Origin of the sequence: Ramlibacter tataouinensis (genome assembly GCF_001580455.1) — a bacterium.
GTDB lineage: Bacteria > Pseudomonadota > Gammaproteobacteria > Burkholderiales > Burkholderiaceae_C > Ramlibacter > Ramlibacter tataouinensis_B.
Window position 1 is genome coordinate 2,704,867 of sequence record NZ_CP010951.1, and the last position, 14,236, is coordinate 2,719,102.

The window sequence follows — 14,236 nt, forward strand, 5'->3', positions numbered from 1 at the left end:
GTTCTCAGGGCGCACGGCTGAGAGGCGGCGTTTCGGACGCGTCGCTGTCCCAGTCGCCGCCCAAGGCCTTGTAGACGGCGATCCAGTCGACCACGCGTTCCAGTTGCAGGCTGATCAGCTCAATCTCCGCCGCGAGCGCCTGCCGGCGGGCGATCTCGAATTCGAGCAGGCCGATGGTGCCGGCGCGCCGCTGCTCTTCGGCGCCCGTGAGGTAGCGCCTGTATTCCTGCGCGGCGCGCTCCGCCTGCGTCGCGCGCTTTCCGGCCTTGTCCAGTTGCACCAGGGACTTCTCGACTTCGGTGACGGCGTTGCGGACCGCATCGCGCCACTGCGCGTACGTCACCTCGTAGACGCCCCGCGCCGAAGCCACCACCGCATGACGCGCGCCGCCGTCGAAGAGTGGAAGCGACAGCGACGGACCGAAGGACCAACTGTTGAGCGAGTTGCCGCCGGACGCCGAGACACCGATGGAGCCGGCGAGCTTCACGCTGGGGTACAGGTCGGCCTCGGCCACACCGATGGCGGCGCTCGCGGCGGCCAGGTCGCGCTCGCGCGAGGCCACGTCCGGGCGCTGCCGCACCACCTGGGCCGGCACGCGGTCCATCGTAAGACCGGGTGCGTCCGGAATGGAGGATCTGCCGCTCGCGAGAAGCTGCCGCAGTTCTGCTTCCTGCAGCCCCGTGAGGTTTGCCAGCGACTTCACCAGCAGCTCGCACTGGGCCCGCTGCTCCAGCAGCGTCGAGGTCGTGCTCGCCTCCGTCGCGTGCGCGAGGGCGGAGTCGGTGCTGGGACTGAGGCCGGCCCGCACCAGGGACTCGGTGGCCTGGGTGGTCTGCCGGATGGAGACGAGCTCCTGCTCGTACGTGTCAACCAGGAGGCCGCAGGCCCTGTACCCCATGTAGTTCGTCGCCACCTCGGCGGCCAGCGACACCCGCGCGCCATGCCAGTCGTTGCGGCGCGCCTGGAGTTGCGAGTCCGCCGACTCCACGTTGCGGCGGACCCTGCCGAAGAGATCCAGCTCCCATGACGCGTCGACGCTGCCGGAGCGCGTCGTCACGGAGCGTGCCTTCTGTTGGCCGGAGCGTACGACCGACGCCCCAGCATTCACGGCCGGCGCCGCACCGGACCGCGCACCGGCGAGCGTAGCGCGGGCGATCTCTATGTTGCCCCACGCCGCGGCGAGCGTCGGACTGTCGCTTTCCGAGGCATGCTGCAGGCGGGTCATGACGGGATCTTCGAACTGCTGCCACCAATCACTGAGCTTTTCGGCGCTGCCCCCGTGCGGCAAGGGGGCAGACCACTGCGAGGGCACCTTCGCTTCGGGTGCACGGTAGTTGGGTCCGACGGCGGCGCAGCCGCAAAAGAGGAGCGCTAAAAGCGTGCAGGCGAGCAGACTGCGGGAAGCGATGAGGAGGCGAACCATGTCGTGCAGGCCTGGAGGTGGCAACTCGCAACTCCGGTGGATGGATGCCAGCTGTAGACGATTATGCGAGTGGGCTTCGAAATCGCATTAGTGAAAAGACGCTCGCGTTTTAGGAGCTATACAGGGAACTCCTGCTGGAAACTTTGGAGAGCGACCAAAACGGGTTGCATTTGCTTCTGCGGTGTCTGAGTCGGCTACATCGCTGCGTCGCCACGCGATGCTTGGTAGCGTATGTGCAGGATCCTCCTTGCGTCTGTAGTTGATTCCATCCACAATTGACGTTTACGTAAACGTCAATTGCGGGCGCGACAGGTGCCAATGTGGTTGCGATCATGGGCACTTCAACGCGCCGCTGATCCCGAGCTGAGGCGTTAGCGCCAGGCACAAGACGAAGGCAACAGCGCGCGCCACAAGGCGCCTCCCCGAACTACGACGGCCGCCGCTTTAAAGAGTTGGTAGGCCACAAGACCATGCTGCTGACCCAAGACCAGGAAATGATCCGCGACGCCGTGCGCGCGTTTGCGAAAGAACAACTGTGGCCCCACGCCGCGCGCTGGGACAAGGAGCGCCACTTTCCGCGCGATGCGCACCAGGGCCTGGCGGCGCTGGGCGCCTACGGCATCTGCGTGCCCGAGGAACTCGGCGGCGCCGGCCTGGACTACCTGACGCTGGCACTGGTGCTGGAGGAGATCGCCGCCGGCGATGGCGGCACCAGCACCGCCATCAGCGTGACCAACTGCCCGGTGAACGCCATCCTGATGCGATACGGCAGCGAGGCCCAGAAGCAGCAATGGCTCACCCGGCTGGCGCGCGGCGAACTGCTGGGGGTGTTCTGCCTGACCGAGCCGCACGTGGGCAGCGACGCGTCGGCGCTGCGCACGACGGGCGTCCGGGACGGCGATGCGTATGTGATCAACGGCGTGAAGCAGTTCATCACCAGCGGCAAGAACGGCCACCTGGCCATCGTTATCGCCGTCACTGACAAAGCCGGCGGCAAGAAGGGCATGAGCGCGTTCCTGGTGCCCACCGACGTGCCCGGCTACATCGTGGCGCGGCTGGAGGAAAAGATCGGTCAGCATTCCAGCGACACCGCGCAGATCCAGTTCGAGAACTGCCGCATCCCCGCAGAAAACCTGATCGGCGAGGAAGGCGAGGGCTACAAGATCGCGCTGTCGGCCCTGGAAGGCGGGCGCATCGGCATCGCCGCGCAAAGCGTGGGCATGGCACGCAGCGCGCTCGAAGTCGCCATCGACTACGCCAAGGAGCGCGAGAGCTTCGGCACGGCGATCTTCAACCACCAGGCGGTGGGATTCCGGCTGGCCGAATGCGCCACCAAATTGGAAGCTGCGCGCCAGTTGATCTGGCATGCGGCGGCGCTGCGCGACGCCGGCCGGCCTTGCCTGAAGGAAGCCGCGATGGCCAAGCTGTTTGCCAGCGAGATGGCCGAGCAAGTGTGCAGCGCCGCCATCCAGACGCTGGGCGGCTACGGCTATGTGAGCGACTTCCCGGTCGAACGCATCTGGCGTGACGTGCGCGTGTGCCAGATCTACGAAGGCACCTCCGACGTGCAGAAGATCATCATCCAGCGCGCGCTGTGAAACGAGAGCCTTGGTGCTCGGTGAACGAGCTTTGTCTAAAAATGCGCCGCGCTCACCGCGGCTAAAATCTCGAACTGGGAAGAGGGACCGGTCGAAAAATTCGACGGATCCATCTTGCCAATTCCGTGTCTGACTCAGTACGCCAAAGCGTCGCTGTTGTTGCGGTTATGTGATCCTGCCTCCAGTTCACCGGTGTGCGGATCGCGGCTGATCGCCACCCATTTGCCTTCGCCGCCAAGACGAGCTTCCTCGATTGGAATCTCGGTCCATTCGTAACCGGTGGCATCTAAGACGTCTTTCGCGAAGCGCCCGACCGGCACGGCAATCATGCTCGTAAATGTGTCGACATCGATCTTCGACATATAGAAGTCCGGGGCATTGATGGCGTCTGGGATGGTCATGCCGAATTTCATCACGTTGGTCAGGCACTGGAACGACCGATGGTGCAGGCCGGCGCCCATCGAGGCAAACGCAAGCACCGGCTGGCCGTCCTTGAACAGGATGCCTTGTTCGGTGGGCGCGGGAAGGCGATCGCCCGGCTGTACTTTTGCAACTTGCGCCTGCTGGAATCCAGCAGCGTCCGAGATCGAAATGCCGTCGATGAAGATCGCCGTCTTACCCCAGTTCACACAGTTGATCGAGTGAGTGATCGCACACATGTTTCCGTCTTTGTCGACTGCCACGACGTCGTCCGAATGTTGCAGCCTGGGCCTAAAGCGGCCCGCCTTCATGCCTGCTTCCATGCGCTTCCAGAGTTCCTTCGCATGGGCTTTGGTTAGACGGGCGTCGAAGGAGAAGTCCATGCCCGGATACATTTGGCCGACCATTGCGTCGGGCAGGAGTGAAACGCCAAACTGATTGGCGATGTCTACGGCCTTCTTGAGCGCCGGACCGCTTTCCCACCAGGGGCCGTCCTCGGCCAAGTTGGCTTCCTCGGCGAGGTTGAGCGCCTCAACCAAGTTAGGTGCGCCAAAGTTCGGGGCCTGACTCATATGCAGCGTATAGCCGTTGGCCAACTCGCAAACAACCGGATCGCTCCATTGCACCTCGTAGGATTCCAAGTCCTCCATGGTCATCTTGCCACCATCGGCTTGGATGGCGGCGATCAGCTTCTTGCCCCAGGACCCTTTGTACATATAGTCGGCGCCTTCGGTCGCCAACTTGCGCAGCGTGGTGGCAAGTGCCAACTGCTTGAAGTTCTCGCCAGTCTTGTAGAAAGTGCCATTTGGCTTGGTGAAGATCGATTTGGTCTCCGGCAGACGCAAAAGATCTTGCTCGCGCATTTTGATGGCGTGATTCACCAAGGGGTTTATCGGCACGCCTTGCTCGGCAAGGTAGATCGAAGGCTCGAAAAGCTGGGCAAAAGGAAGCACGCCGAATTTCTTGTGCGCCGCCTCGACACCCTTCATAAAACCGCCAACCAAGGCCGTACGGCCGCTGGGCTCGCCGCTGCCGCGCAATGAATCGTCCGATCCGAATGCGATGCCGCCAGGAATGCTCAGGGGGTCGGTTTCGCCTTTGACGGTGTTCCACTCAGCGCCCATAGTGGTGGTCTTGCCGCTCTTGGCGTCGTAATAGACCATCGAGAGGATGCCGAAAAAGCTAACGGGGGCACTGGCTGACACAACAATTTGCGCCATGGCGGTCGTCAAGGCGGCGTCGACGGCATTGCCACCTTGCTTGAGTGCCTCCAGGCCGGCGCGCGCTGCAATCCCGCTATATGCCACAGTAACCGCGCCGTTCTTGCCCTTCGCTTCGCCGGCGGTGGTGCGGTCGACACTCTGGGCACCCAAATACCGCTGGTACTCGTCGGCAGGCCACCTAGCGGGGGACAGGTCTACAGTTTTTTCCATCTCTTTTCACTTGCGATGCGCCGTGCAGGCGGTTGCATTCACGGCTCAGTTCGCATTGCTTCATTTATCGAGAGCACAACGTTATCGAACCGCAGTCGTTACGTTTTACTGCTGTTGCATTCGAAGTTTGTCGCGCTGCAGAAACTTCGCCGCGGAATCTTCGCTTCCCCCTCCATCCGCGAGAGGAGGAGGGGACAAGAAGTTCCTTGAGTGAAGAAGATGCTAGACGGTAAAGCGGGGTGTACACGAAAGTCCGCCAGGACACTCCGAATCTTGGCTGGGCTAGAACCAGAGGAGCAGCGACAGCTGCAAGACCATCCGCGTTACCTCGCCCCGGCTCCGATGCGCGTGATGCAGGTTCACCAACATGCGTGCCGCTGTCGCCCGCCAAAAAGCTAGTGTTGATAGCCAAAGCAGTATCTTTACCGAGGCATAGACTGTACTCAGCTACGGAAGGGGCCCCGCGATGGCACGCTTGATTTTTCGCAATGCCAGACTCTTTGACGGACGCAGCGATCGATGCGAGTCGGCCATGAATGTCTTAGTGGAGGGCGACAGAATCCAACAGGTTTCGTCTGCTCCGATCATCGCGGATGGTGCAACGGTCATCGATGTGGGCGGTCGAACCTTGATGCCAGGCATGATCGACGCTCACGTTCATGCCTTCTTCAGCGACATCTCCGTGCAGAAGGTGGAGCAGTTCGGAGAAAGTTATCGAACAGCGCACGCGGCGCGCATGCTCGGCCATGCATTGAAGTGCGGCTTCACTACGGTTCGGGACACTGGGGGAGGCAACTATGGGCTTGCCCGAGCGCTGGCCGATGGCTTGATCCAAGGCCCGAGGTTCTTCTATTCGGGCAAAGTGCTCAGTATGACTGGTGGGCACGGTGAAATTCGCGACATCTGGGAGCGCCCACGCTACGAGTCCATATGCTCGTGCGCAGGGACGGTCTTCAGTGCACTCGGAGTCATCGCCGATGGCATCTATGACTGTGTCAAGGCAACCCGCGAGGAATTGCGGCAGGGCGCCCACTTCATCAAGATCATGGGGTCCGGTGGCGTAGCCTCGCCCACGGATCCCATCTGGATGAATCAGTATCGTGAAGATGAGATCAGGGCCATCGTCAACGAATGCGTCGAACGCCGAACTTACGCGACCGCGCACTGCCATCCCGCTGCCGCTGTACGTCGCTGCGTGGAGTTCGGCGTTCGCTGCATTGAGCATGGCACGCTGATGGATGCGGAGACAGCAGACTTTGTCGCTGACCGGGGAGCCTACGTGGTTCCGACTCTCATCATCCTTGAGCAGTTGGTGGAGCTTGGTCGCAAAATGGGATTCCCTCCGCAGAACCAGCAGAAAGCGGAAGCGGCCTGGTCAGGAGCCATCGAAGGCCTGCGCCACATGCGTGCTGCCGGTGTCAAAGTGTGCTTCGGTACGGACTTGCTTGGAGATCTCTACAAGCATCAATGCAGGGAGATCACGCTTCGAAGCGAGGTGTTCACGGCAATCGAGATCCTCCATCAACTTACTTCTATCCCGGCCGAGATGATGATGCTGGAGGGGCAGATTGGTTGCATCTCCGAGGGGGCATTCGCAGACCTGCTTGTTGTGGATGGAGACCCGCTTCAGGACGTTTCGCTGCTTGCTGCGGATGGCGCCTATTTGCGCACCATCCTGCGAAATGGCGAACTGATCAAGCACGTCGATTAGCAACTCGGCGCGCCCTGGCGGGCGCATAAGGGTTACGTGCGGCTTCCGAATGCCACTGGGCAGGCGAATTTTTTGAGATCGAACCTGTGTGATACCCCACGGTTCAACCGTAGCTTTCTTGCCACTGGAGTACTTGTTATGCGTGTCAACAAATCCCTGGGCCTTTTCAGAGGCGTTCTGCTCGCCGTTGCCGTTGGTGTCAGCGCTTCTAGCGCATACGCGCAAACGCTGACGGTTGGTTCGGCCACTACGCCCTCGATGGACCCGCATTTCTTGTTTCTCACGAGCAACGTTGCGTTCAATCGGCACATCTACAGCGGGCTGACACAGATCAACGCGGGCAATGTCGATCCGGATCTCGCACTCAGCTGGCGTCGTCTATCCCCCACGCAGTGGGAGTTCAAGCTGCGGCCGAATGTGAAGTTCCATGATGGCTCACCCTTCACCGCGGAGGATGTCATCCACTCTCTCAAGAGGATGACAAGCATTCCGAACAACCCGAATCCTTACTCGGGCGTCGTGGGTTCCATCAAGGACGCCCGGGCGGTAGATGAGACCACGGTTGCAATCGACACCGCTCTGCCGGAGCCGCTATTGCCTGCGAATCTCTCACTGCTTTCCATCGTGTCAAAGAAGGCGACTCAGGGCGCTGGCGCCGCAGACTTCGAGTCGGGTAAAGCCGCTATCGGTACCGGCCCCTTCAAGTACGCCGGATACGTGACGGGTTCTCGCCTAGAGGTGGTGCGAAACGATGCCTACTATGGGGCGAGGCCGCAGTGGGAGAAGGTCGTCTTCCGACTGATCACACAAGATGCGAGCCGCATCGCGGCGTTGCTGTCGGGTGAAGTTGATCTGATCGAGCAAGTCCCGCCGGCAGACGCCGCTAAGCTCAAGGAGAACGCAAAGCTCACGGTCTATCAGGTTCCCAGTTACCGCATCTACTTTCTCTTTGCTGCGCAAGGGCCAAACTCGACCGAGTTTGCGACGGACAAAGCCGGCAAGCCGCTCCCGGACAACCCGATGCGTGACCTTCGCGTTCGCCAGGCGCTGTCGCTTGCGATCGATCGTAAGGCCATTGCGCAGCGTGTCATGGATGGGGCCGCAACCCCAATTGGGCAGTTCGCATCCCCTGTCATGAAGAGCTATGACAACTTGGTGCCAGAGCTGCCTTACGACGTCGAGCGCGCCAAGAAGCTGCTCGCAGAAGCAGGGTATCCGAACGGATTTGGCCTAACGATCCATTGCTCTAACGACCGCTATCCCAACGATGCGAAGATCTGCCAGACCGTTGGTCAAATGCTGTCCCGGGCAGGCCTGGCGATGAAGGTGGAGACGCAGCCGAAGACGATTTACCTGCCGAAGGTCTTTCCGCCCAAGGGTGGATACCTCTTCGGGCTGCTGGCCTGGGGTCCATTCGATGGCGGGAATGCCACGGGCCTGAACGGCATTGTGCACACGTACGATCCGGCACGCCGCCTTGGAACGTACAACTCCTCGAACTTCTCCAACCCGGCGCTCGACGCTCGAATTGAAGACTTGAACACTGAGTTCGATCCAGCGAAGCGGACCGCGACTGAGAGGGAGATTCTTGCCGATGTGACGAAGCAACTGCCCATTATTCCGCTCTATGCCGGTAGCGTCATTGTTGCCACGAAGAAGGGCATAGCGTACTCAGCCCGTGGCGATGAAATGACGCTGGCTTGGCAAGCTCGCCCCGCCCCTTAGTTGCCCACATGCGCTAACTCATGGGCAATTTCCTGATCGCGCGGCTAAGCCAGACCGCGCTGATGCTGGCGGCGATGTCCATGCTGGTGTTTGTTGGGATCTACCTGATTGGGGATCCGACAGCGATCTTCATTCAACCCAACATGTCGCCGGAGGACATTGAGCACACGCGGAGGGCGCTGGGGTTTGACAAACCGCTGTGGCAGCAGTATTGGCTCTTTGCTTCTGCTGCTCTACATGGCGACCTCGGAACTTCCTTCAGTTACAACCGTCCTGCTCTTGAGGTGATTCTTGAGCGGCTGCCTGCGACGTTTGAACTCGCAACCGTCGCCATGTTCGTAGCCTTAGTACTTGGCGTGCCCTTGGGCCTCATGGCTGGACTGAGGCCTCAAGCGCTGACAACACGCGCAGTTATGGGGTTCTCGGTAATCGGTTTCTCGGTTCCAGGATTCTTCGTGGCCCTGATGCTCGTCGTGATCTTCTCAATCGAGCTTGGTTGGCTGCCTGCGACTGGACGCGGCCAAACCGTCGCCCTGTTGGGTGTGCCAATGTCTGTCTTTACGGCAGAAGGATGGCGCCATCTCGCATTGCCGGCCATAACCTTGGCGCTCTATCCGCTTTCCCTCGTGATTCGTGTAGTCCGTGCAGGCACTGCTGAAAATCTCCGGCTCGACTATGTCCGATTTGCCCGAGCGAAGGGTGTCGCAGGGCACCGGATCGTTCTGGTTCACGTGCTGAAGAACATCGCGATCCCGCTCATCACCATCGGCGGTCTTACTTTCGGGACCCTACTGGCGTTTGCCGTCGTGACGGAAACCATCTTTGCCTGGCCTGGCATGGGAAAGCTCCTGATCGACGCAATCAACGTTCTCGATCGGCCGCTCATCGTGGCTTACATCCTGGTCACAGTCGTCATCTTTGCAGCTATCAATCTTGTCTCCGATCTCCTCTATGCTGCGCTTGATCCGCGCGTGCGCATGGCCGATGGCCAGTGAAGCCGCGACAACGCAATCGTCATCGGCCTCGAACGGTCCATGGGCAGAAGCGGTGGAACGTTTCCGTCAGGACCGAATCGCAACCGTTGCTGCCATCATCCTGCTGGCCATCGTTTCCGTGGCGCTCCTTGCGCCATGGGTGTCACCACAGAACCCTTACGATCTGCAGCAGCTCGACATCATGGACAGCAACCTGCCGCCATGGTCTGCGAGCGGTGCCGGCAGCCACTTCTATGTGTTGGGGACTGACGAGCAGGGTCGAGACCTTCTCTCGGCAATCCTCTACGGTCTGCGAATCAGCATCGGCGTAGGTCTAGCCAGCGGGGCCATCGCTTGCACGATAGGAACCTTGCTGGGTGTCTTCTCTGCCTATCGGGGAGGCGGCGTAGATTCGTTGATGATGCGCCTTGTCGACTTGCAACTCGGGATACCTGTCGTGCTGTTGGCAGTGATCCTGCTTGCGATCCTCGGGCGAGGCGTGGAGAACGTTGTGATCGCAATCGTCGCGGCTCAATGGGCCCGATACGCGCGCACGGCTCGCGGGACGGCCCTGGTCGAAATGCGCAAAGAGTACGTTGATGCGGCGCGATGTCTGGGCTTGTCCGGCTCCCGCATCGTGGTGGGCCACGTACTTCGCAACTGCTTGCCCCCAGTGCTGGTGCTTGCGACCGTGGATGTCGCCTTTGCCATCGCGCTCGAGGCTACGCTTTCCTTCTTGGGCATCGGGCTTCCCATCACCGAACCCTCGCTTGGCCGCCTGATTGCCAACGGCTACCAGCAACTGCTCGCAGGAAAGCTATGGCTCAGCACCTATCCCGGCATCGCGCTACTCGTCATGGTGGCTTGCCTGAATATCGTCGGCGACCGATTGCGCGACGTGCTGGATCCGCGCTCATGAACAATCCGAGTAGCGATCCATCCGACGCGTTGCTGACGATTCGAAATCTGCGCGTCGAGTTCGACACACGCCGCGGTACAGCGACGGCCCTGCGTGGCGTCGATATCGAAGTTCGGCCTGGCGAGGTGCTCGGGTTGGTCGGAGAGTCTGGCTCGGGGAAGAGCGTGACGGGTCTTGCAGCGATGCGTTTGCTGGGAGGTCGCGCCAAAGTGCAGGCTGAGATGCTTGCTTTCGGCGGGGAAGATCTGCTCACGGCGTCCGAAGAACGGATGAGGTCGCTGCGCGGTTCTCGCATGGCGATGGTATTTCAGGATCCGGCAATGACGCTCAACCCGGTACTGCGGATTGACACCCAGATGATGGAAGCGATCACGGCACACGATAGGGTCAGTGCCGCCGAAGCTTGGGATCGTTGCTGCGCGGCGCTTGCGAAGGTGGGCATCGCAGAGCCGGCAAAGCGGATGAAGAGCTACCCCCACGAGTTCAGCGGAGGGATGCGCCAACGTGTGGCCATCGCCATTGCCCTTCTCCATCGTCCCGCGCTGATCATCGCGGATGAACCAACCACTGCGCTCGACGTCACGATCCAAGCGCAGATCCTGTATGAAGTCGAGCGGCTGTGTCGTGAAACCAAGACTGCGTTGCTGTGGGTGACTCACGACCTCGGTGTTGTAGAGCGCATCGCAGACAGGGTTGCAGTCATGTATGCGGGACGAATCGTTGAACAAGGGCCGGCGCAGCTTCTCCTTCGCGCTCCTCGACATCCATACACCGCCGGGCTTCGCGCCTCGATGCCCCATAGGCAGGTTAGGGGGCAATCGCTGGTGACCATGCCTCCTAGTGGAAAGATTCCAACCCAGGGGTGCTCCTTCGCACCCCGGTGCTCGCGAGCGCGAGCCGACTGCACAAGCATGGAACCGGCGCAGTTGCTCGTGGGAAACGATCATGTTGCAAGCTGCCTCCACCCGCTGAGTGCCGGAGATATCCATGATCCCCCTGCTTGAAGTTCGAGAGGTCCATCGCCGCTTCAGCCGAGGACCGACGATGCTCGATCGGCTGCGAGGCAAGAAGCCTCCCGTCTTGCATGCCGTCAGCGGTGTAAGTCTCACAGTAATGCCCGGCGAAGTGCTTGGCTTGGTCGGGGAGTCCGGCTGCGGAAAGTCAACTCTCGGTCGGCTTGCTTCGGGATTGATGAAGCCGAGCGATGGTGACGTCCTGTACCGTGGCGAATCGTTGGAATCCTTGCGAGGCGCGAAGCAGCGAAGCTGGCGGCGAGCCGTGCAGATGGTGTTTCAGGATCCGTACGCATCGCTCAATCCGCGGCTGCGTGTGGATCGCTTGATCATTGAGGCTCCCGTCTACCATGGTTTGATTACCGCAAGTCGGCGAGATGAAAGGGTCACTGAGCTGCTCGAGGCGGTAGGCCTGCCTCGAGACGTTGCAAAGCGCTATCCCCACGAGTTCAGCGGCGGGCAGCGGCAGCGCATCGGAATTGCGCGCGCGCTAGCCATGCAGCCCGAACTGATCGTCTGCGATGAGCCGGTTGCTGCGCTGGACGTATCGGTTCAGGCGCAGGTTCTCAACCTTCTAATCTCGCTGCGAAAGAGCTACTCGCTGTCCTATCTCTTCATCAGTCACGACCTTGGTGTCATGCGATTCCTCTGCGATCGCATTGCGGTCATGTACCTGGGTAAGATCGTCGAGATAGGCTCTGCTGAGGAGGTGCTCTCCAATCCTCGTCATCCTTACACCCAGGCACTTGTTGCGGCTGTGCCCAGCGCAACGCAACGAGGAAGCGCCCCCCCAGTTCGCGGCGAGATCCCGTCTCCCATGGCGCCTCCGCCTGGTTGCCGTTTCAACCCCCGATGCCCGTTTGCGATTCCCCGCTGCAAGGAAGTTGTTCCCGAGCTTGAAGCCATTTCGGAGCGCGAGCAACGAATGGTCGCATGCATCCGTTCAAAGGAGGTATTCGTCACGCAATGAGGACGTCGAAAGCGTAATGGGAGAGCGGGAGCGGCAGCACGGCTGCCTGTCCACGTTCGTTAACCCGGTGCCGGGCGCAGCCAGAACCGCGAGCGAAAGAGTGGGCTCCTATCGCGGCACGGCGCGCGCAGATGTTGCGCCACGTTGATTTTTAAACCAGCACGTTTTTTGGGTCGCGGCAACCCTGAACGCCAGCTTAGTCCTAGAACGTCGTGAATTCGATTGTCGATTTCAAGAGTGCCGACTCTTCTGCGGGTCCGCTCAGGGTCCGGTTCGAGCAGCCGCTCAAAGTCATTGCGGCCTGGGAGCTTGCTCAGGTGGCGGAGGTACTTGACCGAGTGGAGAGTGAAGCTCGGGCCGGGCGCTGGTGCGTGGGGGCTGTCTCCTATGAGAGTGCCCCCGCATTTGACTCGAGCCTACCTGTCCATGCGCCGCGGCAAGACTGGCCGTTGGCACGGTTTGCGGTTTACGCCAATGCGGTTCCCTTGCCACGTGACTGGGGTGTATCCGCAGATAGCTCTGAACTCTCCTGGTCCGATTGGTCGTTCAACTGCTCGCGCGAACACTACTTGCGCCAAGCCCTGCGCGCCGCGAGCGCCATGACTGAGGGGGAGGCATACCAAGTCAACCTGACGGGCGCGCTTCAGACGGAGTTTCGAGGGGAGCCTCTACATTGGATGCGACGATTCAAGCGCGCGCAGCCCGAAGCCTTCATGGCCTGGCTTGATTGGGGTGATCAGCAGATTCTCAGCGTCTCCCCCGAGCTGTTCTTCCATTGGGACCCGGTGTCCGGACATCTGCTTTGTCAGCCCATGAAGGGAACTGCTGAACGGGGTGCAAATCCTGAGAGTGACGAGCAGGCCCGGCAGATGTTGCGAGACTGCCCCAAGGAGCGAGCCGAGAATGTCATGATCGTGGACCTGCTGCGGAACGACATGAGCCGAATCGCCCGGCCGGCTAGCGTCCAGGTTCATCATCTCTTTGAGACTCAGGCGATGCCGAAAGTCTGGCAGATGACTTCGACCATCACCGCCCACACGAAAGGCGAGCACGGTTTGGCGGATGTGTTCCGTGCTCTCTTTCCTTGCGGCTCTGTGACTGGCGCTCCAAAAGCGAGTGCGATGCGTTGGATCCACACCTTGGAAGACGGGCCACGGGGAATCTACTGTGGAGCAATCGGGGTTGTGCGACCGGGTGGCGTGGCAACTTTCAATGTTCCCATCCGGACGGTCGCCTTGGAGCGAATGCCTAGCGCCCCTGAAACATGGCGGGCTCGTTACGGCGTTGGGAGTGGACTCACGGTATATGCCAATGCGGAACGTGAATGGCGAGAGTTGGGCGCGAAAGCTCGGATACTGCTTCATACGAGCGGAAATTTCGAGCTCGTGGAAACGCTGCGGCTCGACGAGTCCCGCTACTGGCTGTTGCCGGAACACCAGGCGCGACTTCAGGCAAGTGCCGCCCATTTTGGGTTTCCTTTCGATTGCGCGGCCGCAACGGGGGCACTGGACGCTGTCGCCCAGGAGCATCCTGCTGGACTTTGGAGGGTACGCCTCACATTGGCACGCAGCGGCAAGCTGACGGCGCATGCGCAACCGCTCGAAGCAACGCTTGAGCCAGTCGTGTTCGCGGTTTGTCCGCTCCCATTGGAAACGGCAGGCTTTGACTCAGACTTCATCTGTCATAAGACGACACGCCGTGACCACTACGATGCGCGACTGCGTACAGATTCAGGATTGTTTGACACGCTCTTGATGAACGAGCGAGAAGAACTCACCGAATTCACTCGCGGAAACTTGGCGATCCGAAAAGATGGGGTTTGGTTGACGCCGCCAGACGGGGTCGGGCTTCTGCCTGGTACCTACCGAGCAAGGCTACTTGCGGGCGGCACATTGGTGCAAAAAAGCCTGCGGCTCGAGGATTTGGCAGATGCCGACGAGATAGCCTTCTTCAACGGGCTGCGCGGATGGTTGCGCGCTATCTGGCGGCAAGACTGACCCGGGTTCGCTATGAGCCACAGCCACTGCAGACCAAATGGCGCGCCCACTCT

Annotated in this window: 10 protein-coding genes; 8 read left to right on the plus strand and 2 right to left on the minus strand. The window is 60.7% G+C overall.

What is annotated here, in order from left to right:
- Nucleotides 1-4 precede the first annotated feature (4 nt).
- Nucleotides 5-1,423 (minus strand): efflux transporter outer membrane subunit, encoded by a 1,419-nt coding sequence (locus UC35_RS12980; RefSeq protein WP_082793112.1) that lies wholly within the window; start codon nucleotides 1,421-1,423, stop codon nucleotides 5-7.
- Between the two features lie 470 nt (nucleotides 1,424-1,893).
- Here UC35_RS12980 and UC35_RS12985 point away from each other — a divergent pair, with 470 nt between their 5' ends.
- The gene (locus tag UC35_RS12985) at nucleotides 1,894-3,021 is read left to right on the plus strand and encodes an acyl-CoA dehydrogenase family protein (protein WP_061500335.1); all 1,128 of its coding nucleotides are present in this window, start codon (nucleotides 1,894-1,896) and stop codon (nucleotides 3,019-3,021) included.
- A 134-nt stretch (nucleotides 3,022-3,155) separates the two neighbouring features.
- Here the strand turns inward: UC35_RS12985 and UC35_RS12990 are convergent, their stop codons facing one another.
- Nucleotides 3,156-4,874, minus strand: coding sequence for a gamma-glutamyltransferase (locus tag UC35_RS12990; RefSeq protein WP_061500336.1), 1,719 nt, complete (start codon nucleotides 4,872-4,874; stop codon nucleotides 3,156-3,158).
- A 466-nt stretch (nucleotides 4,875-5,340) separates the two neighbouring features.
- Between UC35_RS12990 and UC35_RS12995 the strand changes: the two genes are divergently transcribed.
- From UC35_RS12995 to UC35_RS13025, 7 genes are all read left to right on the plus strand, one after another.
- On the plus strand, nucleotides 5,341-6,585 hold the full coding sequence (locus UC35_RS12995) for a metal-dependent hydrolase family protein (protein WP_061500338.1): 1,245 nt from the start codon (nucleotides 5,341-5,343) through the stop codon (nucleotides 6,583-6,585).
- Nucleotides 6,586-6,723: 138 nt separating this feature from the next.
- Nucleotides 6,724-8,310: an ABC transporter substrate-binding protein gene (locus tag UC35_RS13000; RefSeq protein ID WP_061500340.1), complete on the plus strand. Its 1,587-nt coding sequence runs from the start codon at nucleotides 6,724-6,726 to the stop codon at nucleotides 8,308-8,310.
- Nucleotides 8,311-8,330: 20 nt separating this feature from the next.
- Entirely contained in the window at nucleotides 8,331-9,305 is a 975-nt protein-coding gene (locus tag UC35_RS13005) for an ABC transporter permease (RefSeq protein ID WP_061500343.1), read from the plus strand.
- Nucleotides 9,262-10,203 carry an ABC transporter permease gene (locus UC35_RS13010; RefSeq protein ID WP_082793113.1) on the plus strand — a complete coding sequence of 314 codons (942 nt, stop codon included), beginning with the start codon at nucleotides 9,262-9,264 and terminating at the stop codon, nucleotides 10,201-10,203. Before UC35_RS13005 ends, UC35_RS13010 begins: the two co-directional genes overlap by 44 nt.
- Nucleotides 10,200-11,207, plus strand: a complete 1,008-nt coding sequence (locus UC35_RS13015) for an ABC transporter ATP-binding protein (RefSeq protein ID WP_061500350.1) — start codon at nucleotides 10,200-10,202, stop codon at nucleotides 11,205-11,207. Before UC35_RS13010 ends, UC35_RS13015 begins: the two co-directional genes overlap by 4 nt.
- Nucleotides 11,191-12,186, plus strand: a complete 996-nt coding sequence (locus UC35_RS13020) for an ABC transporter ATP-binding protein (protein WP_145979424.1) — start codon at nucleotides 11,191-11,193, stop codon at nucleotides 12,184-12,186. The genes UC35_RS13015 and UC35_RS13020 overlap by 17 nt, the downstream gene beginning before the upstream one ends.
- Before the next feature lie 212 nt (nucleotides 12,187-12,398).
- Nucleotides 12,399-14,183: a chorismate-binding protein gene (locus UC35_RS13025; RefSeq protein ID WP_061500353.1), complete on the plus strand. Its 1,785-nt coding sequence runs from the start codon at nucleotides 12,399-12,401 to the stop codon at nucleotides 14,181-14,183.
- Nucleotides 14,184-14,236: the final 53 nt, after the last annotated feature.